Origin of the sequence: Mucilaginibacter pineti, from assembly GCF_900101875.1 — a bacterium.
Lineage (GTDB): Bacteria > Bacteroidota > Bacteroidia > Sphingobacteriales > Sphingobacteriaceae > Mucilaginibacter > Mucilaginibacter pineti.
In genome coordinates, this window is record NZ_FNAI01000012.1 from 189,572 (window position 1) to 215,185 (window position 25,614).

The 25,614-nt window shown below is 41.1% G+C and carries 23 protein-coding genes and 1 pseudogene; 12 read left to right on the plus strand and 12 right to left on the minus strand.

Going from position 1 to position 25,614, the window contains the following annotated elements:
* Positions 1-190 precede the first annotated feature (190 nt).
* The 5 genes from BLS59_RS31775 to BLS59_RS31795 all read right to left on the minus strand — a co-directional run bounded on the left by BLS59_RS31775 (position 191) and on the right by BLS59_RS31795 (position 2,031).
* The gene (locus BLS59_RS31775; protein WP_162842744.1) at positions 191-361 is read right to left on the minus strand and encodes a hypothetical protein; all 171 of its coding nucleotides are present in this window, start codon (positions 359-361) and stop codon (positions 191-193) included.
* Between the two features lie 49 nt (positions 362-410).
* Positions 411-1,409, minus strand: a complete 999-nt coding sequence (locus BLS59_RS31780) for a hypothetical protein (protein ID WP_162842745.1) — start codon at positions 1,407-1,409, stop codon at positions 411-413.
* Positions 1,410-1,476: 67 nt separating this feature from the next.
* Positions 1,477-1,626 carry a hypothetical protein gene (locus BLS59_RS31785; protein WP_162842746.1) on the minus strand — a complete coding sequence of 50 codons (150 nt, stop codon included), beginning with the start codon at positions 1,624-1,626 and terminating at the stop codon, positions 1,477-1,479.
* 42 nt (positions 1,627-1,668) lie between these two features.
* Entirely contained in the window at positions 1,669-1,812 is a 144-nt protein-coding gene (locus BLS59_RS31790; protein WP_162842747.1) for a hypothetical protein, read from the minus strand.
* A gap of 63 nt (positions 1,813-1,875) precedes the next feature.
* Positions 1,876-2,031 (minus strand): hypothetical protein, encoded by a 156-nt coding sequence (locus BLS59_RS31795; RefSeq protein WP_162842748.1) that lies wholly within the window; start codon positions 2,029-2,031, stop codon positions 1,876-1,878.
* Positions 2,032-2,590: 559 nt separating this feature from the next.
* Here BLS59_RS31795 and BLS59_RS23005 point away from each other — a divergent pair.
* Positions 2,591-4,027, plus strand: coding sequence for a tetratricopeptide repeat protein (locus BLS59_RS23005; protein ID WP_091152995.1), 1,437 nt, complete (start codon positions 2,591-2,593; stop codon positions 4,025-4,027).
* A gap of 195 nt (positions 4,028-4,222) precedes the next feature.
* Here the strand turns inward: BLS59_RS23005 and BLS59_RS23010 are convergent, their stop codons facing one another.
* From BLS59_RS23010 to BLS59_RS23020, 3 genes are all read right to left on the minus strand, one after another.
* The gene (locus BLS59_RS23010) at positions 4,223-4,519 is read right to left on the minus strand and encodes a hypothetical protein (protein WP_091152997.1); all 297 of its coding nucleotides are present in this window, start codon (positions 4,517-4,519) and stop codon (positions 4,223-4,225) included.
* A gap of 220 nt (positions 4,520-4,739) precedes the next feature.
* Positions 4,740-5,108, minus strand: a complete 369-nt coding sequence (locus BLS59_RS23015) for a helix-turn-helix domain-containing protein (protein WP_091152999.1) — start codon at positions 5,106-5,108, stop codon at positions 4,740-4,742.
* Between the two features lie 135 nt (positions 5,109-5,243).
* Positions 5,244-7,541 carry an ATP-dependent helicase gene (locus BLS59_RS23020; RefSeq protein ID WP_091153043.1) on the minus strand — a complete coding sequence of 766 codons (2,298 nt, stop codon included), beginning with the start codon at positions 7,539-7,541 and terminating at the stop codon, positions 5,244-5,246.
* A gap of 209 nt (positions 7,542-7,750) precedes the next feature.
* Between BLS59_RS23020 and BLS59_RS23025 the strand changes: the two genes are divergently transcribed.
* Positions 7,751-8,695, plus strand: coding sequence for a hypothetical protein (locus BLS59_RS23025; protein ID WP_091153001.1), 945 nt, complete (start codon positions 7,751-7,753; stop codon positions 8,693-8,695).
* Positions 8,696-8,755: 60 nt separating this feature from the next.
* Here BLS59_RS23025 and BLS59_RS23030 read toward each other — a convergent pair whose 3' ends face one another.
* The 3 genes from BLS59_RS23030 to BLS59_RS31800 all read right to left on the minus strand — a co-directional run bounded on the left by BLS59_RS23030 (position 8,756) and on the right by BLS59_RS31800 (position 12,800).
* Positions 8,756-10,279, minus strand: a complete 1,524-nt coding sequence (locus BLS59_RS23030) for a M56 family metallopeptidase (protein ID WP_091153002.1) — start codon at positions 10,277-10,279, stop codon at positions 8,756-8,758.
* Positions 10,276-10,647: a BlaI/MecI/CopY family transcriptional regulator gene (locus tag BLS59_RS23035; protein ID WP_091153004.1), complete on the minus strand. Its 372-nt coding sequence runs from the start codon at positions 10,645-10,647 to the stop codon at positions 10,276-10,278. Before BLS59_RS23035 ends, BLS59_RS23030 begins: the two co-directional genes overlap by 4 nt.
* 188 nt (positions 10,648-10,835) lie before the next feature.
* A complete protein-coding gene (locus BLS59_RS31800; protein ID WP_091153006.1) occupies positions 10,836-12,800 on the minus strand; it encodes a M1 family metallopeptidase in 1,965 nt (654 codons plus the stop codon).
* 255 nt (positions 12,801-13,055) lie between these two features.
* Between BLS59_RS31800 and BLS59_RS23045 the strand changes: the two genes are divergently transcribed.
* On the plus strand, positions 13,056-15,065 hold the full coding sequence (locus BLS59_RS23045) for a thioredoxin domain-containing protein (RefSeq protein WP_091153008.1): 2,010 nt from the start codon (positions 13,056-13,058) through the stop codon (positions 15,063-15,065).
* Positions 15,066-15,091: 26 nt separating this feature from the next.
* Positions 15,092-15,589 (plus strand): FKBP-type peptidyl-prolyl cis-trans isomerase, encoded by a 498-nt coding sequence (locus BLS59_RS23050; protein WP_091153010.1) that lies wholly within the window; start codon positions 15,092-15,094, stop codon positions 15,587-15,589.
* Between the two features lie 137 nt (positions 15,590-15,726).
* Here the strand turns inward: BLS59_RS23050 and BLS59_RS23055 are convergent, their stop codons facing one another.
* Entirely contained in the window at positions 15,727-16,428 is a 702-nt protein-coding gene (locus BLS59_RS23055; protein ID WP_091153012.1) for a toxin-antitoxin system YwqK family antitoxin, read from the minus strand.
* Between the two features lie 201 nt (positions 16,429-16,629).
* Between BLS59_RS23055 and BLS59_RS23060 the strand changes: the two genes are divergently transcribed.
* The 8 genes and pseudogenes from BLS59_RS23060 to BLS59_RS23095 form a co-directional block, all read left to right on the plus strand.
* Positions 16,630-17,196, plus strand: a complete 567-nt coding sequence (locus tag BLS59_RS23060) for an acyl-CoA thioesterase (protein WP_091153014.1) — start codon at positions 16,630-16,632, stop codon at positions 17,194-17,196.
* Positions 17,197-17,573: 377 nt separating this feature from the next.
* On the plus strand, positions 17,574-18,653 hold the full coding sequence (locus BLS59_RS23065; protein ID WP_091153016.1) for a fatty acid desaturase: 1,080 nt from the start codon (positions 17,574-17,576) through the stop codon (positions 18,651-18,653).
* Between the two features lie 170 nt (positions 18,654-18,823).
* Positions 18,824-19,738 (plus strand): sugar phosphate isomerase/epimerase family protein, encoded by a 915-nt coding sequence (locus tag BLS59_RS23070; RefSeq protein ID WP_091153017.1) that lies wholly within the window; start codon positions 18,824-18,826, stop codon positions 19,736-19,738.
* A 458-nt stretch (positions 19,739-20,196) separates the two neighbouring features.
* The gene (locus tag BLS59_RS23075) at positions 20,197-21,876 is read left to right on the plus strand and encodes a GMC oxidoreductase (protein WP_091153019.1); all 1,680 of its coding nucleotides are present in this window, start codon (positions 20,197-20,199) and stop codon (positions 21,874-21,876) included.
* A gap of 37 nt (positions 21,877-21,913) precedes the next feature.
* Positions 21,914-23,344: a Gfo/Idh/MocA family protein gene (locus tag BLS59_RS23080; protein WP_091153021.1), complete on the plus strand. Its 1,431-nt coding sequence runs from the start codon at positions 21,914-21,916 to the stop codon at positions 23,342-23,344.
* A gap of 137 nt (positions 23,345-23,481) precedes the next feature.
* The gene (locus BLS59_RS23085) at positions 23,482-24,048 is read left to right on the plus strand and encodes a gluconate 2-dehydrogenase subunit 3 family protein (RefSeq protein WP_091153023.1); all 567 of its coding nucleotides are present in this window, start codon (positions 23,482-23,484) and stop codon (positions 24,046-24,048) included.
* A gap of 91 nt (positions 24,049-24,139) precedes the next feature.
* Positions 24,140-25,291 (plus strand): Gfo/Idh/MocA family protein, encoded by a 1,152-nt coding sequence (locus BLS59_RS23090; RefSeq protein ID WP_240315318.1) that lies wholly within the window; start codon positions 24,140-24,142, stop codon positions 25,289-25,291.
* A 6-nt stretch (positions 25,292-25,297) separates the two neighbouring features.
* Positions 25,298-25,614 (plus strand): annotated as a pseudogene (locus BLS59_RS23095) (sugar phosphate isomerase/epimerase); the annotation flags it as partial.

Here is a 25,614-nt window from a genome sequence, read left to right on the forward strand (position 1 = left end):
GAACAAAGCCGCTGATAAGGTATTGTCTTGCCGCAATGGCGGCCGACGGAGTTAATTGAACATTTGTGCTAAATTCGGCTGCCGGTTTCCAAAATCTCCACTTAACCGGGAGTGTCAATTAATTCATGTTAATTCATGACCCAGTTTGTGAAGCGCTCCATCAGGAGCGTCCAGCACAAATTCAGCTTAATTAATCGGCAGAACCAAGATCTGATTTATGGCTTGTTGTGCTTTTACTTGAAAATTGCGCGCTTTCAGTGCGGAATTTTGTTTCGGTGCTCTTATCGGCTTTTTTGTTTAATGAGTATGCAGTAATACCAGTTGTTAGTATAATGGCTGCTGCTATGATTACTTTTTTCATGATTTTAATGCTTTGATTGGGGTTTGTGAAGTTGTGCCGTTAATGATAATTATGCAGTAAAATCAGCATTACCTAAATCTCTTTTTGGACCACCTTTAGCGAAGTCAGCATTACCTAAGTCTCTTTTCGGACCGCCTTTAGCGAAATCAGCATTACCTAAATCTCTTTTGGGACCGCCTTTAGCGAAATCAGCATTACCTAAATCTCTTTTGGGACCACCTTTAGCGAAATCAGCGTTACCAAGATCTCTTTTTGGACCACCTTTAGCAAAGTCAGCATTACCAAGATCTCTTTTTGGACCACCTTTAGCGAAGTCAGCATTACCTAAATCTCTTTTCGGACCACCTTTAGCAAAATCAGCATTACCTAAATCTCTTTTCGGACCACCTTTAGCGAAGTCAGCATTACCTAAATCTCTTTTTGGACCACCTTTAGCAAAATCAGCATTACCTAAATCTCTTTTCGGACCACCTTTAGCAAAGTCAGCATTACCAAGATCTCTTTTTGGACCACCTTTAGCAAAATCAGCATTACCTAAATCTCTTTTTGGGCCACCTTTAGCGAAATCAGCATTACCAAGATCTCTTTTTGGACCACCTTTAGCGAAGTCAGCATTACCAAGATCTCTTTTTGGACCACCTTTAGCGAAGTCAGCATTACCTAAATCTCTTTTCGGACCGCCTTTAGCGAAGTCAGCATTACCTAAATCTCTTTTTGGACCACCTTTAGCAAAGTCAGCATTACCAAGATCTCTTTTTGGACCACCTTTAGCGAAGTCAGCATTACCAAGATCTCTTTTCGGACCGCCTTTAGCGAAGTCAGCATTACCTAAATCTCTTTTCGGACCACCTTTAGCGAAGTCAGCATTACCTAAATCTCTTTTCGGACCACCTTTAGCGAAGTCAGCATTACCTAAATCTCTTTTTGGACCGCCTTTAGCACTTACTGCTTCTGTTTTTGGATCGGCAGTTACCGCGTTTGCATTGTTTGTGAATGAAGTTAGGAATGTGCTTAAAGCTAATGCTGCTACTATTGATAATTTTTTCATGATTGTATTTTGTATGGGGGATGTCTTTATTTATGTTATTTATAATTCTTTGTGTGTTGTTGGCTAATTAATCGGCAGTGCCTAAATCTTTTCTGAACGGAGTTGCTGAATTGATTGTAACTGATGCCTGTGGTTTAGCTTTTGCTGTTGTAGCTACCTGGGTTGATAATATGCCTGTGCTTAGGCTTACTAATGATATGATGATAATTTTTTTCATGTCTGTTTGAGCTTTTTGTTGTTTATAAAAATTGGATCAGGATTAATCGGCGCAACCAAGGTCTCTTTTAGCGCAGTTGGCGAAAGAGTGGATACCGGCATTTTGAGTTTTTGATATTTCTCTTTTGCATGATGAAATGGCTCCTGTGAAAATAACTGCTAACGTGATGGTGATTAATTTTTTCATGATCCGTGTATATATCTGTTTATTGTATAATTCTTATTTGTTGTTTTTGGTATTCCTGTATTGTCAATCGGCGTTGGCCAGATCTCTTTTAAGCGTTGCAACTTTAATAAAGCCGGGCTGCAACTGCGCATCTGCTTTTTTTGCCGATGGCGATAATACCGGTGATGACAAGATCCCTGTGCTGGTTATAAGCGATATTAAAAAAATGATCTTTTTCATAATTGTAAAAATTAATATTTATTATTTTACTTTATTAACTAATATTTAATAGTATGGACCTGAAAATACGTTACGATCGATTTGTCGGTCTGTACAAGTTGTGTTCTTTTTAAATTACTCTTTAAATTGTATGATAATCAGCGGTAATACGGCGAAATATTTTAAAGCAGAGATCATCATTTTTTTTATGTTTTTATGAAATAAATTGTTAATTTTAAACACAATAGCCCAATTTTTTATAAGCCATTGTTTTACTTATTTAATTTTATTTAATCATCAGATAGTGTATTAGTATCCATATAATGCCTTAAAGTATTTTTTTACTGCAAAACTGTAGTTTAAAAACAGCTTTTTTGTGCCCTAAAAATATTATTTAAAGTAAAATACTATTCAATTAAACAATTGGTTATCAATTGTTTAACGAAGCAAATATAAATATGTTTTTTAATTTTTACGAAAAAAATATAAAATAATTTTCCACAATCTTTTTCGTGATCTTATTAGATATATTCGTCATAATTTATAACTTTCCGCAGGGATTGAACGTAAAAATGTTTTAATGAAAAGAGTCTGTACATTTTTAATATTCTTTTTGATAACATTTGCTTTATACGCAACGGATAAGGGGATGATGACAGGCGGCGATACAACCGAAGTAATTGCTATTAATAAGCAGGCATTCAGTTATCGTTTAACAGATTTTAGACAAATGGCTGCTGAGGCAAACAGGGCCTTAGCAATTGCAAAAAAAATAAACTACTTCAATGGTATGGGCGAATCATACCGTATTTTAGGTATAGCCAGGTTTTATTTGGACGAACCTGAGAAAGCTTTTGAAAGTTACCTGAATGCCAACTCGTGGTTTAAAGAGGCTAAAAACCTGGCAGGCGAGGCAAAGGTTTACAATAACATGGGTAACTTATTCAGGGACCATGATGTAGTGAGGGCCCAAGAATACTTTTTTCAATCGCTTGAAATTGCCAATAAAATTCATGATAAGGGGCTGTTAGCATCGTTATACCTCAACTTAGGTAACGTTTACAATCGGCAAAACAGTTTACATACCGCGCTTAAATACTATGATCAAAGCCATGCACTGTTCAAGGTGCTTAATGATTCGGTAAACCTTGTGCAATGCTTGCAAAACAGAGGGGTAATTTATTTTAAGCTTAACCAAAACGAACAGGCATTAAGTTTGCTCCTGGAGGCCAACGTGGCAGCTAAGCACCAGGATTTAAATGAAGCGATTGCAAGTATCGATCTTACGTTGGCTTCGATTTACATGAACCAGAAACGGTTTGACGACGCCGAGAAAATAGTTAAGGAGGGTATTGCTTATACCAAGCTGAGCGAAGACCCAAAACTTGATTACGATTACAAGCACACTTCGTATGAACTTGAATACAACCGCAATAATTACGAGCGGGCATTGTTTTATTTAAAGGAAATTTACAAGTACGATAGTACAACCTATAAAACCAATACATCGGTACAAATGAAGCTTATTGAAGCTAAGCGTAAACAGGATGAGCAGGATAAAATAACCGAGCGCAACGCCGAAAGGCAGGCTTTTGAACGTACAAAATTTTGGGCGGTAACAATAGTGGCAGGTTTGTTATTGGTGGTAATAGGTTTGTTGGTGGGTAATGTGAAACGCAAAGCAAAAACCAACTCGCAGTTAACGTTGCTTAATGGCGAGGTATCCCGACAGAAAGACAACCTCGACCGTATAAACCATCATCTTGAAGAGATCATCGATGAACGAACGAAAGATTTACAGATAAAAAATAAAAAACTCTCGGAGCACTCGTCCTATCTTTCCCATCAGATCAGGGGGCCGATAGCCACACTCAGGGGACTCATAAACCTCGAAAAAGAAGGTTTGGTAGATCAGCAGGAATGTATTGAAATGATGGATAAGTGCGTATCGGAAATAGATGAGAAGATTATTGAAATGAGCGATATGCTGCATAATCCAACGAGGACTACAAATTAATAAAACTCTAAATCCTAAGCTCTAAATTCTAAAAAAGCGCGTTGAAAAGTAAAAGTGTAGTTTTAATGAAAAGCCTTTAAATAATTAAAACAATCCGTGCAAAGGAGTATTCCTCCTCAGTCCTCAGTCCTCAGTCCTCAGTCCTCAGTCCTCAGTCCTCAGTCCTCAGTCCTCAGTCCTCAGTCCTCAGAAATACTAATTAAAAGCTAATGGTAATGTTGAGTGGATTTGGGCCTCAATAAGACCCAGGTATATGCAATACGATGATATCATTTGCAAAATAAGCAGCTGCCGGTGTTTATTATAGCCCAGCGTTTCAAACGCCATTGTTTCGGTGCCGGCGGTAACAAAAAACCTCACTTCGCCCTTGCGGGGTTTAAACCTCGATTTTAGCAGATCAAATGCCTTAACCTTTAGCTTGCTGTTTGGGTCATGAATGGTACCGTCCTTCAAAGCCTGGTTTTGTGAAATGGATATAAGATAATTTGACATATACATTTTTTGTTATATATGTAATTCCACAATTTTTACTCCAAACATTAAATTATGGACATTATAAAATTTAATAATGTAAATATTAAAATGAGGGTCAAATAATTTCCCTTAATTAAAAATTATTAACCAGTGTTTAATTTGTCTAAATAAAGCATAAGACAAAGTGTAGCAATAAATGTATGGTAAGCCGTTAACTGTAAGGTTTACAGAACACTTATTAAATGGCAATGCTGGCTTTGTTACGCAATTCCTCATAAAGCAAGATGACTTTACGTTGTAAGTTTGCTATTTCTGTTTCACGATCTATCAGTTTCTTTTGAGCAACGCTAAGGGTTGAGGGTGTCATGTCAATTTCTTCGGCATCAAGGGCAAGTAAGTTTACCACGTTAAGTTCAAAAATATTAGCAATCTGTTCCAATCTTGATAGATTGATGTCGGTAACGCCGGTTTCTATTTTTGAAAATGCCGGTATAGAGATACCCAAACGATTGGCAACATCTTCCTGACTCCAACCGTGCTGATGACGTAATGTACGGATGTTTTTACCTACAAATTTGTTTGTTTTCTTTTTGGTGTTCTCGCTCATTTCGGTTACGCTATAATTAATTATGGTAGCGTATCCAAACGTTATGCCATCGTTAATTTAGCTTAAAGGTAATAATATTTTGTAACATTCCTATTACAGTTGGGGAATAGTTTCTACAAAACAGGGAATTAACCATTAGTTCATATTGTTGATTATACTCAATTTTGCAAACTTCAGTAAAAGCTGTTTTTGGCCTATCTCTTTAAAAAATATGGTGGCTTTAATATCCGGCTTATTACCTTCTAAACTCAATACCTTACCAAAGCCAAAACGCTCATGCTCTACTTCCATACCTACCTGTAAATTTGATGTATCAGATGGTTTAAAACCGGCAGATGGCACATGCGCCTTTGCTAATATGGATGTTGTTTTAACCGGTGCCGATGTAGCCGGTTTGGGTTTAGAAAAAGCATCGGCTTGTTTGCCGCTGCTCCAGGCCTTGCGGTCATCGTCAAAGAAAGGGTTATTGCTGCCAGTAGCCGGTTTGGCGCTGTAATCAAGCTCCAGGAACTTGGCATCAATCTCATCCAAAAAGCGACTTGGCTCGCAGCTAATGAGTGTACCAAACTTAAACCGTGATGTAGCATAGCTTATCACCAGTTTAGTTTCGGCTCGGGTTACAGCTACATAAAACAGGCGGCGTTCTTCCTCCAGATCGCTGCGCGAATTAAGGGACATTTGCGAAGGGAAAAGGTTTTCTTCAAGCCCTACTACGTGCACCTGGCCAAACTCCAAACCCTTACTGCTGTGGATGGTCATTAATGATACGGTATCGGCATTGGGGTCTTTATCCTTGTCGTCGTTAGTGAGCAGGGCAATATCCTGCATAAAAATATCCAGACCTTTTTCTTCAATATCCTCACGCTCGCTAAATTCTTTTATACCGTTTAACAGCTCCTGTATATTCTCGTAACGGTTAAGGCCTTCAACAGATTTGTCTTCGTAAAGGTCTTTCAAAAGGCCCGAATGCTGGGCAATGTACAAGGCCGATTCGTATGCCGATTTGGTTTTTGATAACACTTGAAAACTCTGTATCATGGTGGCAAAAGCATTCAGGGTTGAGGGGGCTTTACCATCAAAATATGCAACCGGGTCAACAATTACCTCCCAGGGCGTTACTTTGTGCTGATCGGCGCTTACAATTATCTTATCAACACTGGTATCGCCAATACCTCTTTTGGGGTAGTTGATAATGCGCTTAAGTGCTTCTTCATCATTAGGGTTAAACGTAAGGCGGAAGTAAGCTATCAGGTCCTTAATTTCTTTACGCTGATAAAACGACAAACCGCCGTATATTTTATAAGGGATGCCCAGTTTACGCAAGGCCTCCTCCATTGAACGGGATTGCGCGTTGGTACGGTACAGGATGGCAAAATCATGCCATTTGTTGCCTTTATTGCTCCTGTCCTGCATGATGGCCTCGGCTACCATTTTGCCTTCTTCGTTATCGCTGAAGGCACGCATTATTTTTATTTTATCACCGGCTTCTTTTTCGCTGAAAACATTCTTTTTAAGCTGTTCCTTATTATTGCTGATGATGCTGTTGGCCACATTCACAATATTTTGGGTCGACCGGTAATTTTGTTCCAGTTTAAACACCTTCAAATCCGGGTAATCTTTTTCAAAATTCAGGATGTTTTGGATGTTGGCACCACGGAAAGCGTAGATACTTTGCGCATCGTCGCCCACTACACATAGGTTTTCATTAACGGCGGCCAGTTTTTTCACAATAAGGTATTGCGAAAAGTTGGTATCCTGGTACTCATCCACCATCAGGTACCTGAATTTGTGCTGGTATTTGTTCAGCACATCGGGGTGAAGTTTAAGCAGTTCGTTTGTTTTGTACAGTAAATCGTCAAAATCCATGGCACCGGCCCGGTAGCAACGGGTAGCATACGATTCATAGATCTTGCCCAACTGCCCGCGACCGCTCGACATATCATCGGCCTGGATCTGTTCGTTCTTGTTATATTCCTGAAAAGAAATAAGGTTGTTTTTTGAAGCCGAGATGCGGTTAAGCACAAAGTTTACATTGTACAGCTTATCATCAAGGTTCAGTTCTTTTATAATGGCGCGCAATACGCTCTTGCTATCGTCTGTATCGTAAATTGTAAAGTTGCTTGGGTAGCCAATTTTGGTAGCTTCAACCCGCAAGATTTTAGCAAAAACCGAGTGGAAGGTACCCATCCAAATGTTTTTGGCTTCGGGCCCCACAACGCTGGTAATACGCTCGCGCATTTCGCGGGCGGCTTTATTGGTAAAGGTTAGCACCAGTATGTTGAAAGAATCTACACCCTTACGTACCAAATGTGCTACCCTGTAAGTAATAACCCTTGTTTTGCCCGAACCTGCACCGGCAATTATCATCACCGGACCTTCAGTTTGTTCAACTGCTGCCCTTTGTTCGGGGTTTAAACCCTGTAAATAATCCAAAATCTTTTCCTCTTTTCTTGAAACAGCGAAATTAAGGTTTTGGGTTGAAAGGGGAAAGTAAGAATAGCGGCATACAGCCATAAAAATATCAACACTGTAATTTTCAGGTGGATAATGTAAATGGGTAGCCGATTAGTAGAAATTGATAAATGAACATATTTATACCTACCGTGTTCATGAATTATTATATTTAGGGCCGCATGCTTACTATGAACACAAAAACTATAAATACCTTAACATTATTAATCCTTTCGGCAATTGCCCTTATAAATACCGCTTGTAACCAGGGCGGTAAAAAAGGGGAGAAGAAGCTGATTTCCTTTAAGGACTATAACGGTATCGACTACAGCGAGGTATCCCGCCGCCAAAAGAACGGACTATCTTTTAATGACTATGGCTACCAGTTGGAACCCCAATGGAAAATGAAGTTTGTGACAGATGATTCGGTTAGTGTGTTTAGTCCTACAAAAAAAACTTTTATCAATTTTCCGCTCACCCGTGGTTACGATTCTGTTTTTAACGCGGCACGTTCATGGTTTAAGGTGAAGCAAATTACCAAGGATAGTATCATCCTTGAGATTTTAAAGGCCGAGGGCGATTCCATCGATATAAAAGGCTCAAAGGTTTATATGCTTTTTTATGCCAATAGCTATATCAAAAATGTTTTACATACCGATACTTCCATATTAAGGCGCCCAAGCAAGGCAGATACGGCTTATGTACGGTCGCTATCGGTAAAAGCCAATGCCGATATTACCAAGGCTTTCTCTGCAAGGCAGCCGGTTAAGCTGATAGCTAAAAGTAACCAGGTGAAGGCTGTGCAGGACATAACCCCGCCCGATATGCTGAACAATTTTGATGCATCCGACGATTATCTCGACCCTACATATAGCATTACCATCAATAAATCTTACAAGGATTTTTATTATTCATTTGCAGTAACGGTTGATGACAAAGGACAAATGCATTACCTGAAACCCTTGATAGCTTTTGATGATGAAGAATTCAAAAAAAGCTACCTGCGCCTGTCGACGGCAATAATGGATACTTATCTTAAACTTTACTTTAACGTTAAGCCAGGTACTACATTGGGTATACCCCATTCCAGCGTGATATCATTACATGTGCAGGGGCTGGTTGCACCTGCTAAATAAATATCAAGCACATTTTTTAAAATAGTGATGAAGTATAATCCCTCATCGCTATTTTTTTGACTATTTGGTATAACCCCTGGCTTTCATATCCCATGGGAAAAGCATGATGCTCTTACGCGACTCCTTAACGTAATTGTTATAATACTGAGTAGTCATAATATTTACCTGGTAGCTGTGTCCTTTATTAAGGCCCCAGCGGGCTGCAGGCAGTAGGTTACTTACAAAATATTCAGCAAACTCATTGGGCTCATGATTGTCGAGTTTGGCATTGTCAATATGTTTTTCGTCGATCCAAACGCCATAAACTTTTTTGTTTTTCCAGGTATTTAACTGCGCCTGTGTTGGTACGGCACGGTGTAGGGGGCCTGCATTTTTAATAAATGCAATTTTTTGTACACCTTGCTGTTCAAGGCTCATTTGTTTAAATATAGCGTCCATACGGGCTCTATCTGCTGCAGAAACCGGGGGCGGGAATTTTACTTGTTTAAAAACACTCTTATCATTAGGGTCAATGTATTTGTCTGTTAAGGTTTGGTATTCTTTTAACAGATCGTCAGATACACCATTTTTGGTATGGGGATACTTGCCGAACGAAATTATTTTAGGTTTCACTTTTAATGAATCCTGTTTTTTTAAAGGTTCTGGCTTTTGCGACAGGTCTATTTTGGGGATCGTTACATTTTTTAATGCCGCATTGGTTTTGTTACAGAATAGCACTAAAGCTATAGCCATTACCGGGATAATGGCAAGCCGGGTGAGCCATGCAGTGGCGCTGGAGGTGGTTTTAGTCATCATAATTAGTCGTTTTTTGGTTACAGAATAATTGAACTGGCTGGTGATACCAAGGCTTTGCAATTGACTCACCTTACTGAACAGCAGCTGTTGATAACTGGTAACGTTATGGTTATCATTTAATACCGCAGCATCGGCCAAAAACTCGTGATTAAGCTGCATGGCCTTGCGATAAAGCAGCAGGAAAGGATTAAACCAGCAAAGCGCAAAAATCAATTCAATAAATATCACATCGTATGAGTGGCGCTGCCGGGCATGTGCCAACTCATGGTTTAATATCTCGGGTTCAATTTTATGCTGATGATATTCATTACTGTTTAAAAAAATGTAGTTTAAAAATGTGTGGGGAGTAAGTTCTTTTTCAATAAGGATAAGTTTAGCGTCCCTATAATCAAGCCGCTTGTTGTTTTGTGCGGAAGCACGAATGGTATACAGGTTCTTCGCAAACCTAAACAGGATTATACTGCTCACCGCAGCATATAGCAACAAATAAAAGTTGATATGATAAGCAGTGTTTTTTACTTCTTTAACAGTATCGGGCTGATTGGTATTATCTGTTATAGCTGTAAAATTATATGCTAATTGCTCCTGCACCGGGGTAATTATTGCCGCCGCGGGTGCAGGAATAGCCTCCCGGTTGATGGCAATTAATGGAATAACCAACGATAATATGAGTCCTGCCAACAGGTAAACCCGGTTAAAGCTATACATGGCTTTGTTTTTAAGTAACAAGTGATACGCTACAAGCAGCACGGCCGAACATAGCGTGAAGTTTAACAGGTAACCGATCATGATTTTTTCTTGTTTATTTCGTTATCGATAATTTTTTTCAGATCCTCCAGTTCGTTTTGAGTAAGGTTTGTTTCCTTGGTGAAAAACGAAGCAAACTGTAATGCCGAATTGCCAAAGAAATTCTTGATAAGCTTGTTAACATGTTTAGAAAAATAATCGGACTTGGAAACCAGTGGATAATATAAACGGGAATTACCCATGAGTTTGTAACCTACAAACTCTTTATCCTGCATCCGTTTTAGTAAAGTGGCGATGGTGGTAGTGGCAGGTTTAGGCTCGGGATAGCTATCAATAATGGTTTTCATATAGGCCTCATTAAGTTCCCATATGAACTCCATCAATTGTTCTTCGGCGGTGGTTAACTTCATTGCTCTATGTTTTTAGAAACTACTCTACAAATGTAGAGTATAAAATCACAATTCAAAATATTTTTTAAATATTTCGAGAGAAAGGACTAAAGGACAGAAGGACAAAGGATAATAAAAGCACAAAAAAAGGCAGGAAGTAAAACACTCCCTGCCTTTTGCAATTCTGACTTCTGACTAATGACTAATGATTAGTCTGCCTTGTAAACATTGTTTTGAAGGTCAACATCTGGTAATTCATGCTCGGGATCTATCACAATAGATTTTATGGCCGATGTTGATGGATATTTGAAAGTCCATACGCCATTACGCTGCCAAACGTTAACAGGCAGGTGTAATGTTTCGGTTTTGCCATTGGCTTGGGTTATCAGCATGTCAACAGGCATAGCCATTTTTTCCAAGTTGCTGATGGTGATAAGCGCGCCGTTTTGAGCATTATCCTTCACGTATTTAACAGAAGTAACAGCCTGGTCAAGCTTCCAGGTGGTAAAGAACCACGGTTTCCAGAACCAGTTAAGGTCTTCGCCGGCGGCGTCATTCATCGCCCTGAAAAAGTCATAAGGCAGCGGGTGTTTAAATGCCCAATGTTTAATGTATTCATGAAAAGCGTAATCAAAACGATCATGACCAAGCACTACGTTGCGCAGCATATCTAAACCTAAAGCGGTTTTGTTATAATACTGACCATAATCATTAAGGCCGATAGCCTCAGGAGCGGTCATCAACGGGTCTTTACTTTTGCGGAAACCGGCCAGAATGTGCTGCGCCTGTTTGCTGGTATCGGCATATTCGCCGTTATTGAATTGCAGACTGGCGTACTCATTGATAAAAGTGTTAAAGCCTTCATCCATCCACATGTATTTGCGTTCGTTTGATCCAACAATCATCGGGAACCAGTTATGGCCTATCTCATGCGTAACATCGCCCCAAAGACCACCTTTTTTCAAGTTGCTCAGGCAAAATATAGCACCCGGATATTCCATACCCAGCGCAACACCAGATACGTTTACCGCCGAGTTCCACGGATATTCAAAATACGCTTTTGAGTAGATCTCCATGCTATTTTTCAGGTACTCGGTAGAGCGGCCCCAGCCATCGTTACCAGAACTTTCAACCGGGTAAGCAGACATAGCAATACCTTTACGGCCCGATGGGAAGTTAACCCTTGCGCCATCCCAAATAAACGCGTTTGAAGCGCCCCAGGCAATATCGCGGCTGTTTTGCATTTTATAATGCCAGGTTAAAGTTCCTTTAAACGGACGGGTAGCGGCTTTGCCAACTTCTTCGGCGCTGATGATTGTTACCGTTTTGTCGCTATTTTTTGCTTGGTTGTATTTGGCGAGCTGTGCAGGTGTAAGCACTTCTTCGGCATTTTGCAAATCGCCCGATCCTACAACTACCATGTTGGCAGGCGCGGTAATGGAATAATCGAAATCGCCGTATTCGCAATAAAACTCACCAAGGCCCATGTAAGGCAGCGTGTTCCATCCTTCTACATCATCATAAACGCACATGCGCGGGTACCATTCTGCAATTTCGTAAACATAACCTTGTTTAAATTTCTTGCGGCCCATACGGTCGGCGCCGTAGTAGGGGATAGCGAAATCGTAATTAACCTTAACCTGTATCTTTTGGCCTTTACCATCCATAGGTACATTCAGGCGCACCTGCATACGGGCATCGGTAATTACTGGGGTAACGGTATAGGTATCGCCTTTGTAGGTAACAGTAACCGAGGCAATGTTGTAACCACCACGGCTAAAGCCACGCACATCAAAACGGTCGCCGGTTACCGGGGTTACAGCAGCACCACGCGAATCGGGCCTGAAAAGGTTTTGATCCAGTTGCAGCCATAAATAATCAAGTTTGTCAGGACTGTTATTGGTATAGGTGATGTTTACTTCGCCGGTAACGGTAGTGTCTTTGCCTTCGTTAAGGGAGGCTTTTATCTGGTAGTCGGCACGGTTTTGCCAATAGGTAGCAGATGGTTGTCCGCTGGCGGTACGGGTACTTTGACCGGTAACAGGCCAGGTAATTGGGCCGAAGAGGTCCTGGTGATTGTATTTTATCGAATCGGTTGTTTGTGCCGCGGCCGGGGTTGCAGTTGCAAATAAGCCAACAGCGCTTAAAATGTTGATCAGTCTTAAATAGCGCATTTTTAAATATTGGTAATAAAGGTGCAAAGAAAAGGAAATATTTTGTGAGTTTGGTAAATTGAACAGCTAAAGCATTGCAGATAAATGAATTTGACACATTTTTGGATGGTTGTAATGGAGATGTTACGGAGCTATAACCAGATGTTTGCCTAAGCATGTGCATGGTCAATGCTATTAATCACCCTCCCGTAAAAACTTTTCTAAATAAAACCTATTTAACCTACAGGTTCAATTATATCCGCACCTTTGCATACTATGAATCGTTTAGCAAATTCAACATCACCATATCTATTACAACACGCCAATAACCCGGTTAACTGGTACCCCTGGGGTAAAGAGGCGCTGGATAAAGCCAAAGCCGAAAACAAGTTGATTTTGGTAAGCATTGGCTACTCGGCCTGCCATTGGTGCCATGTGATGGAGCATGAAAGCTTTGAGGACGAGGCTGTGGCTGCCGTTATGAATGAGTTTTTTGTTTGCATTAAGGTAGATAGGGAAGAACGCCCGGATGTTGACCAGATATATATGAGCGCTGTACAACTAATGAGCGGCAGGGGCGGCTGGCCGCTTAATTGTATCTGCTTGCCAGATCAGCGGCCTATTTATGGCGGTACCTACTTTCGCAAAAACGATTGGACATCGCTGCTGTTTAACCTGGCCGATTTTTACAAACAAAAACCCGACGAAGCCGAAGATTATGCCGTTCGCTTAACAGAGGGCATTCAAAAATATGAATCGGTTGAATTTATAAGTGAACAACCCGAATATACAAAAGCCGACATTCAGTTGATCGGCGATAACTGGAAGCGCTACTTTGATAAACACGAAGGTGGTACAGGCAGTGCTCCAAAATTTCCACAGCCTAATAATTGGCAGCTGCTTATGCGCTATGCGCATATTATGCATGACGATGACGTTGCCAAACAAGTAAAGCTTACCCTGCATAAAATGGCCTTCGGCGGTATTTATGATCATGTGGGCGGCGGTTTTGCCCGTTACTCGGTTGATGGACGCTGGCATGTACCGCATTTCGAGAAAATGCTGTATGATAATGCACAGCTTATCACACTTTATGCCGAAGCATATACCTGGCAACCCGATGAATTGTACGCAGATATTGTCGATCAAATAATCAATTTCTGTACGAATGAACTGGCCTCGCCCAACCTGGGTTTTTACTCGGCGCTTGATGCCGATAGCGAAGGAGTGGAGGGTAAATACTACATATTTACTAAAACAGAGATAGAAGAAATTTTAGGCAAGGATGCTGATCTGTTTTGCATTTATTACCATATAACTGATGATGGAAACTGGGAGGAGGAACACTCCAATGTACTGTTCCGCAAAGAAACGGATGAGCAGCTTGCCGAAAAATTAGGGCTTAGGGTTGATGACCTGCTGATGCAAGTTAAGGTATCCCGTCAAAAAGTATTCGAGGCCCGCAAGCATAGGATAAGGCCGGGGTTGGACAATAAGATACTGGCCTCATGGAATGGTTTAATGCTGAAAGGCCTTTGCGAAGCTTACCGCGCATTTAACAAACCGGCTTATCTTGATCTTGCCTTAAAGAATGCCGATTTTATATTAAACCCTTTGCTTAGTCAAAATGGCAGATTATCACGGGTTTACAGCGGCAATTCGGCAGTTGAAAATACCGTAGCGTTTTTGGATGATTATGCCAATATCATAGATGCACTTATCGCTTTGTATGAGGTTACTTTTAATGAAGCCTGGCTAACCCATGCAAAAAACCTTACAGATACCGCCATAGCCCATTATTATGATGAAACCAACGGCATTTTCTTTTATACCGCCGATGACGACGAGCAACTGATAGCGCGGAAATCGGAAATTATGGATGGCGTTACGCCGGCATCAAATTCGGCAATGGCGCGTAACCTTAAAAAGTTAGGCTTGCTTTTTGATAACGAAAGCTATGCAGCGGTTTCGGCGCAGCTGTTACGCAACATTATGCCGCTGCTTGCAAAGTACGGCACCGCCTATTCAAACTGGACTATGCTATTGCTTGATGAAGTGTTTGGCGTATATGAAGTTGCTATAACTGGTGCCAACGCCGAAACTGTTAGGACTGAAATAGAAAATAATTACATCCCCAATAAAATTATATTGGGTGGTAATAAAGGAATTTTACCTTTGCTGCAGGATAAGTTTGGCGCATCGACACAAATTTTTGTTTGTAAAGATAAAACCTGCGGATTACCTGCTAATAACACGGCCGACGCATTAAAACAAATGCAGGCCTGATTGCTTATTTATAAAAATACTTTACAATGAAGATTGAATCTCAGCACGTAGTGTCATTAACTTACGATTTGTATGTTGACCAGGATGGTACCGAAACTTTAACAGAAAGTGCCACACAAGAACAACCCTTAACCTTTTTATTTGGTGCCGGACAAATGCTGCCCAAATTTGAAGAGAATTTAAGCACCCTTTCAACAGGCGATGCTTACGAATTTCGCTTATCAGCAGCTGATGCCTATGGCGAATATGATGACGAAGCAGTAGCCAATCTGCCTAAAGAAATGTTCCAGGGAACAGAGCTTCCTGAAATTGGCAGCATTTTACCTTTACAGGATAACAACGGCAACCGTTTCCAGGCGCAGGTAGTATCAATTGCCGAAGATTCGATAATTGTTGACCTTAACCATCCAATGGCTGGCCAGGAGTTACACTTTAAAGGTAATATCCTTAACGTTCGTCCTGCCACTCCAGAAGAATTATCACACGGCCATGCACATGGTCCGGATGGTCACCACGCCCACTAATTACTGGTGATTTTATATCAATAAGGCCCGTAATTTACATTACGGGCCTTATTTTTTATGTGCAATAAAATAAATTCGAGCTGTAGTTAATATAAAGCTGATAGTTTTTTACGCCGGTCTTACCACCACTGGCACTCCTATTCAATACAATTAAGCCTGCCATGGAAATCAATGCTGCAGGTTATGGATATTCGGCAGCCTATCGGCTCGCCGTTAACTGTGGCGGGTATAAACTCCTTGTCCTCGTCATTTAGCGCATTAAGGTTCATTTTAAATGTTTTTTGAAAATTGCCGCTAACCAGGTGTACCTTATAATCGGCCAGTCGCCCTCCCGGGCTTACCAGTAGTTCAATAACCGCATAGGAAGCCACCCTGTTTATATCCATAAGGCTGCCGGGGAGTTTAAACAATAAGGCATAAGGCAGGTAACCGTAATACCTGCCGCCGGCTTTAACAGGTTTGGTTGTGCGGTCGGTGTCTGTTAATTCCTTATCAACAAAATACCCAAGCCTTGAGTCTGTCTTTAGTTCGGGTGCTTCATAAAGCAGTTTTTTACTGGTATAATCAAAATTCTGCAGCAGATTGCCCTTTGAATCAAAAAAATGCCAAACTCCCACCTTTTTATCATTGCTGAACATGCCGCTGGCTATAGCGGTTTTTTTATTATAATAGGCTTGGTACAAGCCTTCTTTGATCCCCTTATTATCTTTAAGTACATGGAATTTTTCCGATACATCGTCAGAGATTTTGTGACTGCGCTCTGTAGTTTCGGGCGCTTGTTGCCCAAAGCCTTTATTAATAAAAAATATGCAGGTTATAAACAGAAAAATATTTTTCAAAGGATAGTGGGTTTTTGGTAAATATAAAACAGCTTCAAATTAATATCAAAGCAAATCTATTTAATTAGACCACCAGCTGTTAAAAAGGTTTAAAAGCCTCCCTGGTTTCTGCTGTCATTATTTAAATGCGTTGGTATGGTTCCTATTGTTGCATTAATAGCACCGGATGCTTAAACTTGTAGCATTAACTTTTGAACCCCTATGACGGCCCTAACTGATCAATCCGACTATAAAACGGTAAGCTTTTCTGAAACTACCATTACCGAATTAATGATACCTTCCTATTCCAATTTTGGCGGCAAGATTCACGGGGGTATTTTGCTGTCGCTGATGGATAAGGTGGCCTATGTATGTGCAGCCAAGCACGCGGGTAATTATTGCGTAACTGCATCTATTGATACGGTCGATTTTTTGCAGCCGGTTGAGGTTGGGGAGTTGGTATCGCTTATGGCATCGGTTAATTATGTAGGTAATACATCATTAGTAGTGGGCATTAGGGTGATATCTGAAAACATCAAGAATAACTCGGTAAAGCATACCAATACCAGTTACTTTACAATGGTAGCTAAAGACGATAGTAATAAACCCGCCAAAGTACCCGGCCTTATCCTGGAACACCGTGAACAGGTGAGGCGCTTTATCGAGGCCCGCAGGCGTAAAGAGATCAAACAAAGTTATGTGAAGGAAGTGGAGCAGATAAAAATGCCCGATAATTATGAGCATTGTATTCAAATGCTTACCGGCGAGCGCTGCCTCGTAGCAGGGTAAGTTATATGCTTAACATGAGCCGGTATCAGTATTTCAAAAAATTGCCGTAGCAGTTCCTTTAGTTTCAGCCGTCGTTAGAGGTAATTTAAGCATACTTAACAAAAATTGTACCTTTTTTGTATTAATAAATGAATAAGCTTTTATACTTAAACCAAGCCGTTACTCCCCAATGTGCTAAAATATAAACTCGTTTAAAAGCAATTTAATTATTCCGAAAACGTTTTAACTTTATCTATAAACTTAGCAAACTCATTTATATCTTTATAAAACTGCGATATGGTTATTTTTTGACTATATTGTGACAATTTATTTTTGTGCCCAAACACTCACATTTAATTTTAATGCCGATCAAATTTATTTAACTCCCTGCAAACTTAATGGCTTTCTTAAACACAGTGCTCGAACCACCCTCATACGGATGGACCGATAAGGATGGTAACCTTTCAAAACCCACCAATGGTAAAATTGTAAAAGAATTTTTTTCGAGGTTGAATGTATTTAAGGATAAAAAAAACTGGTTATCCTTTTTAAGCTGGACGCTGGTATTGTGCCTTGCGCCTTTCCTTGGTCTTTTCTTTTTTAAATATTTTACCGTAACAGGCCTTATAGTAGCTTTTGTTTATAGTATGATTATCATGGGTACCCACGGTACTATATGGCATCACCGCTACTGTACGCATGGCGCTTATACCTTTACTAATAAATTCTGGCGTTTTTTTACACAAAACCTTACGCTGAAAATAATTCCTGAAGAAATTTACGCGGTATCGCACCACGTTCATCATGCGCTATCAGATCAGCCCGGCGATCCTTACAACGCACAAGGCGGTTTTCTGTATTGCTTTTTGGCCGATGTTAACCACCAGCCGGTGGCTCGCAATTTAAGCGAGGCCGATTATAAAAAATGTGTTAACCTCATGAAACACGTAGGGGTAATACCAAACACTTATAAACAATACCAAAAATGGGGTACTATAGCTAACCCTTACCGTACCATCGCAGGCATCATCCTTAATTGGGGATTTTGGTTCACCGCCTTTTATTTGATGGGGGGCATGCCATTAGCTTGTGCGGTATTCGGATCGGCAGGCGTATGGGCAGTAGGTGTACGTACGTTTAATTACGAAGGACATGGCAAGGGGCAGGATAAACGCCGCGATGGTGTTGACCATAACCGCGATGATATGTCAATAAACCAATTATGGCCGGGCTACGTTGCCGGCGAATGGCACAATAACCACCATCTGTTTCCAAAGAGTGCGCGCTCTGGTTTTAAACGCCATCAGCTTGATCTGGCCTGGTGTTACATTAAATTCATGAGTATTATAGGCGCGGTAAGTTCATACCGCGATTCAAAAAAACAATTCCTGGCAGAGTATTGCAATAAAGAGGCAGTAACCCTACAACCCGCCATTGCCCTGGTTAAAACAAAGCCGGTATTTGTTGTGGTTGAATAATACCTTATAATCAAGATATTTTGAAAAGGAGCAACCGTAATTGGTTGCTCCTTTTTTTTGGGATAGCTTTTTTAATGATAGATTAAAAGATCTCGTTGTGGTTAAGATAGTATTAGCTAATTGCAAGCAGTATTTTATACCTTAGTAAACCAATAATAAACCAACTAACTATGCAAACCACACGCAGATCATTTTTAAAAACAGGGGCATTGGCCGTTGCCGGCGCTGCTTTATTACCTGATAGCTTGCTGGCTGGTACAGGTCGTTTGCAGCGGGTAGGGGTTCAATTGTATAGTGTGCGCGATGCTATGAAGGCAGATGCGAAAGGAACGCTTACTAAAATTGCCGATGCCGGTTATTTTCATGTAGAGCATGCCAATTATATTGATCGTAAATTTTATGGTTATACCGCAAAGGAGTTTAAAAAGATCCTTACAGACCTGAGTTTAAAAATGCCAAGCGGCCACACCGTAATGACGGCTCAGCACTGGGACGATGCAAAAAAAGATTTCACTGATGCCTGGAAATATACAATTGAAGATGCCGCCATCATTGGCCAGCGATATGTGATAAGCCCCTGGCTTGATGAAAAAGTGCGGACAGACACCGAGGCTTTAAAGCGCTTTATGGAGCAGTTTAACAAATGCGGCGAGTTATGTAAAAAATCGGCGATGAAATTTGGCTATCATAACCATAATTTTGAGATCAGTACCAAGGTGGGAGATATCACCTTGTATGATTTTATTATTCAAAATACCGATGCCGAACTGGTAACACAGCAAATGGATATTGGCAACATGTTCAGCACCGGCGGTAAAGCGCTCGATTTTATTAATAAATACCCCGGTCGGTTTGAATCAATGCATGTTAAGGATGAGATAAAACTTCCGGTAGCCAAAGATGGCGACGATACAGAGAGCTGCATATTGGGTAAAGGACTTTTACCTGTTAAGGATATTTTAAAAGCAGCAAGCAAAAAAGGCGGCACATCATTGTTTATTGTTGAACAGGAATCATACCAGGAACAAGACCCCATCGATTGTGTAAAAATTGACTTACAAATCATGAAAAAATGGGGTTATTAATTTAAATCCCCTACATTACGCAGAAATTTTTGAACAGTTATTACTTGTAACAAGTATTAACAAGCACATTAATATCGTTATAAAACCAAAACAAAATAAATTCATGAGTTAATACCTGCAAAATATTCCGCAAGTATTAATTCAGTAATGCTAAAACCATTTATCAATTTAAAGTAAGTGGTTAAATATTAGCAAAGTTTAAAATATATAGGAGTTGCCGTTAATGGTTTGCTGGTTGTTTTCGGCGGCAAAAAGTAGTTTATAACCTGACAATCAAACAGGTAATAATTAAAAAATAATAGGGTATAACGTGGCAACAGCAATCGATTGCGAAAATCAATGTGAATTGCCTTCATGGTGTAAAAAAAACACTATGAAATATTTGTAAAATAATTTTTATTCATACATTTAACGGAGTAACCTAAGTGCTAAATTATTTTAACCAATAATAAAATCGTATGTCTGCAAACACTTATGACGCAATAGTCATTGGCTCAGGAATTTCGGGTGGATGGGCTGCCAAAGAACTAACAGAAAAGGGTTTAAAGACCATTATGCTGGAACGTGGCCGAAACATTGAACACGTTAAAGATTATGTAAACGCCACAAAAAATCCCTGGGATTTTCCGCACAGGGGTGGCCGTACCCAAAAAATGATTGATGATTATCCCGTTTTAAAGCGCGATTATCCGCTCAATGAGGTAAATCTTGATTATTGGGCCAGTGATAAAGACAGTCCGTATACCGAGATAAAAAGATTCGACTGGTTTCGTGGTTATCACGTTGGCGGTCGTTCATTAATGTGGGGCAGGCAGTCATACCGCTGGGCCGATGTTGATTTTGAAGCTAACCTAAAGGATGGTATAGCTGTAGACTGGCCTATTCGTTATAAAGACATAGCGCCCTGGTATAGCTATGCCGAAAAGTTTGCCGGGATCTCTGGCAACCGCGATGGCCTGTCCATACTTCCCGACGGTGATTTTATGCCGCCGATGGAAATGAATGTGGTTGAAAAGGATGTTGCTAAACGTTTAAAAGAATATTACAAAGAGCTGCGCCCCATGATCATCGGGCGTACCGCAAATATCACCTTGCCGCATAATAATCGTACTAATTGTCAGTATCGTAATAAATGCTGGTTAGGCTGTCCGTTTGGGGCATATTTTAGTACACAGTCTGCTACTTTGCCTGCGGCTATGGCAACAGGGAATTTAACAGTTCGCCCATGGTCCATAGTTACCAGGATCCTTTATGATAAGGATACCAAAAAAGCTAAAGGGGTTGAGGTTTTGGATGCCGAAACCAACCAAACTTATCAGTACTTCGCCAAAATTGTATTCCTCAACGCATCTACAGTAAACTCGGCCTGGATTTTAATGAACTCAGCAACCGATGTTTGGGACGGCGGTTTAGGCAGCAGCAGCGGCGAATTGGGCCATAACCTGATGGATCATCACCTTAATGTTGGTGCATCTGGCCGGGTTGAGGGCTATGAAGATAAATACTATTTCGGCAGGCGGGCCAACGGGTTTTATATCCCGCGTTTCCGTAACCTTAATGGCGATAAACGCGATTACATTCGTGGGTTTGGTTACCAGGGCAGTGCAAGCCGCGAAGGCTGGAGCCGCGATATTGCCGAAATGAATATTGGCGGAGCCTTTAAAGATGCGCTGACAGAACCGGGTTCATGGGAAATGGGCATGGGTGGCTTTGGCGAAACATTGCCAAATCACGATAATAAGATCAGCCTGGATAAAACCAAGAAAGATAAATGGGGACTGCCTGTAATTGCCTTTGATGCCGAGCTGAAAGATAATGAGCTGAAAATGCGCAAGGATATGGAAAGCGATGCCAAAGAAATATTGGAAGCTGCAGGCGTAAAAGATGTACAAACTTATAGCGTTAATCCATTTTTGGGCCGTGGCATCCATGAAATGGGTACTGCACGTATGGGCCGCGATCCTAAAACATCGGTACTTAATGAGTGGAACCAGGTTTGGGATGCTAAAAATGTTTTTGTTACCGATGGTTCATTCATGACCTCATCGGCATGTCAAAACCCTTCGCTTACCTATATGGCCATGACCGCGCGCGCCGCTAATCATGCTGTTGAGTTGTTAAAAAAGAACGAGATCTAAATATTAAATTAATCCTGATACTAATTAACAAATATCTATGACTGAAGAAAAAGACCCCATCACACCAAGTCCTTCAAGGCGTGATTTTATTAAAACCAGCTCTATAGCTGCTGCAAGTTTCATGATCGTTCCGCGCTTTGTATTGGGCGGTAAAGGTTTTATTGCACCCAGCGATCGCCTTGTTATTGCAGGTGTAGGTGCCGGCGGTAAAGGTGAAAGCGATATAGCTAACTTTTATAAAAGCGGTAAAGCCGAGATTGGTTTCTTATGTGATGTGGACGACAGAAGAGCTGCAAAATCACGCGCTTCGTTCCCTAAAGCAAAGTATTATAAAGACTGGCGCGAGATGTACGATAAGGAGCACAAGAACTTTGATGCTGTATCAATCTCAACCCCAGATCATAACCACGCTATTATTACCTACCATGCCATGCAGTTGGGCAAACACGTTTACGTGCAAAAACCAATGACGCATGATATATGGGAAGCCCGTTTATTAACCGAGGCTGCCAAAAAATATAAAGTGGTTACACAAATGGGTAATCAGGGATCATCAAATGATGGTACCCGCCTGATGTCTGAATGGTATGATGCCAACTTAATTGGCGATGTGCATACCGTTTACTGCTGGACAAACCGCCCAGTATGGCCGCAAGGTATCAAATGGCCTGCGCCGCAGCCAAACATCCCGCAAGAGTTGGATTGGAACCTTTGGTTGGGTACAGCACCTAAAAAAGATTACGTAGATAAATTAGTGCCGTTTAACTGGCGCGGATGGTGGGATTACGGAACCGGCGCCCTTGGCGATATGGGTTGCCACCTTGTTGAGGCACCTTTCCGTGTGTTGGGTATTCAATATGCCAAAGATGTACAGGCCAGCGTTGGTAGTGTTTATGTTGATGAATTTAAAGAAGGTCACTTCCCTGAAAGCTGCCCTCCATCAAGCCACATTACCTTAACGTTCCCTAAAACTAATAAAACTAAAGGTGATGTTACCCTGCACTGGATGGATGGCGGTATACAGCCAGAAAGACCAGAAGAATTGTTACCAAGCGAACAATTTGGCGGCGAAGAAGGCAACGGAACTCTTTTCATTGGTACAAAAGGAAAAATGTACGCCAGTACTTACTCTGATGCGCCAACGTTGTTACCAACAGCACGCACCAAGGATGCCAAGGCTCCGCAAAAATGGGCACGTGTACCTGGTGGTGCCAATGGTCATTACGCGCAATGGGTTGAAGGTTGTTTGGCTGGTTATGGTAAAACAGAATTAAGCTCGTCGTTTGATAAAGCTGGTCCGCTTACCGAGGCATTATTGATGGCTAACCTTGCGGTTCGTGGTCATGAGCTGGAAGGTGGCCGTATAAAATTAGTATGGGATAACACAGCTATGAAAGTAACCAACTTTGATGCCGTTAACCAATACATTAAACGCCAATACCGCGAAGGTTTTGAACTTAAAGCGTAAGTTTAATTATTGAATTACTGATCTGTTGAATTATTGATTTTTGAGTAACGAATAATACCGCAAACCAAATTGATAATTCAACAGATTGGCTATTTATATTCAATAATTCAATAATTCAGTAATTCAACAATTGAAATATGAACAGAAGAGATGCAATTAGCAGGGTAGGTTTAATACTTGGCGGAACCGTAATAGGGGCCGAGTTTTTTATTTCGGGCTGTAAACCGGCGGCAAAAAAAGTTAACGATCTTTTTAATGAAAACGATGTTGCTTTTTTGAATGAGGTTGGTGAAACCATCCTCCCGGCTACCACAACTCCGGGTGCTAAGGCTGCCAATATTGGCAACTTTATGGTTGTTATGGTTCAGGATTGTTATACACCCGATGATCAAAAGGTATTTGTGAAAGGCATGGCTGATGTAGACAGCGCAAGCGGTAAAAAGTTTGGTAAAAAGTTTATGGAAACAACGCCGCAACAACGTACCCAATTACTTACCGATTTGGATAAGGAACAAAAAGCCTACGCCAAAACCAAAAAGCCCGAAGAGCCCAATCATTATTTCCGGATGATGAAGGAATTAACCTTGCTTGGCTTCTTTACTTCACAACCCGGTGCTACACAAGCTTTACGCTATATTGAAACACCCGGAAAATACGATGGTAATTTGCCCTACAAAAAAGGCGATAAAGCCTGGGCAACTTGATAAATTAGTTTTTAGTTGATTAGGTGAGTGGAGAATGGTTATAAACTAATGAAACCACTCACTAATCAACTTAATCAACCACTCACTACAAATGAAATTAAGATTAGGAATGATCGGCGGCGGTCAGGGTGCATTTATTGGTGCCGTACACCGTATAGCTGCCCGCATCGACGACGAATATGAATTGGTTTGCGGTGCTTTTAGCAGCAATCCCGAAAAATCGCAGGCAAGCGGCTTGTTGCTGGGTTTACCCGCCAACCGTATCTACAACTCCTACACCGAGCTTATTGAAAAGGAAAAACAAATCCCTGAAAATGAGCGTGTGCAGGTTATTAGCATTGTAACTCCCAACCATGTGCACTTCGATCCGGCCAAAGCGGCTTTGGAGAATGGTTTTCACGTGGTTTTAGATAAACCCATGACCTTTTCGCTGGCCGAAGCAAAGGAGCTTGATAAAGTAGTAAAGGCAAGCGGTAAGCTGTTTTGTCTTACCCACACCTACACCGGCTACCCTATGATCAAGGAAGCTAAGCAATTAATAAAGGCAGGCAAACTGGGCACCATCCGTAAAATTTATGTAGAATATCCACAAGGGTGGCTCAGCAGCTTTTTGGAGGGTGACGATAATAAACAGGCATCATGGCGTACCGATCCGGGTAAAAGCGGAATTGCAGGCGCTATGGGCGATATTGGTACACACGCGTTTAACCTTGCCGAGTATGTATCGGGATTAGAGGTAACGCAGATCTGCGCCGATATTAATATAGTAGTAGCAGGCAGAAAACTGGATGACGACGGCGCGGCCCTGCTTAAATTTAACAATGGCGCAAGCGGCGTACTAACTGCAACACAAATAGCTGCTGGCGAAGAAAATAATGTAAAAATTCGTGTTTATGGCGAAAAGGGCGGTTTGGAATGGCACCAGGCCGATGCCAATTCACTGACACTTATGTATACTGATAAACCAACGGAAATATGGCGTACAGGCGGCGGCTATGTAAGTTCTTTTGCATCGCATAACACACGTACACCTGCCGGGCATCCCGAAGGATACCTGGAAGCTTTTGCCAACCTGTACCGCAACTTCGCGTTAACGGTTAAGGCTGGTTTGGAAGGTAAAATAGCTACGCCCGAAGAACAGGATTATCCAAGTATTAAAGAAGGCATCCGTGGTATGGCATTTATTGAAAATGTAATAGCCTCGGGCAAATCAGATAAAAAGTGGACTGAATTTACAATCTAATATAATATGACAACCATTAAAGGACCGGCAATATTTTTAGCCCAATTCATAGGCGATACAGCCCCGTTTAATAGTCTGGAATCCATTTGTAAATGGGCAGCAGGTTTGGGCTACAAAGGCGTTCAGCTACCAACGCTTGATGCCCGTTTCATCGACTTACAGAAAGCAGCCGAAAGCAAAACTTACGCCGACGAAATAAAAGGTATTGTAAATGCCGCAGGACTGGAGATTACCGAACTTTCAACCCATTTGCAGGGTCAGCTGGTTGCGGTAAACCCGGTTTACGATCAGCTGTTTGATGGCTTTGCACCCGAAGCTTATCG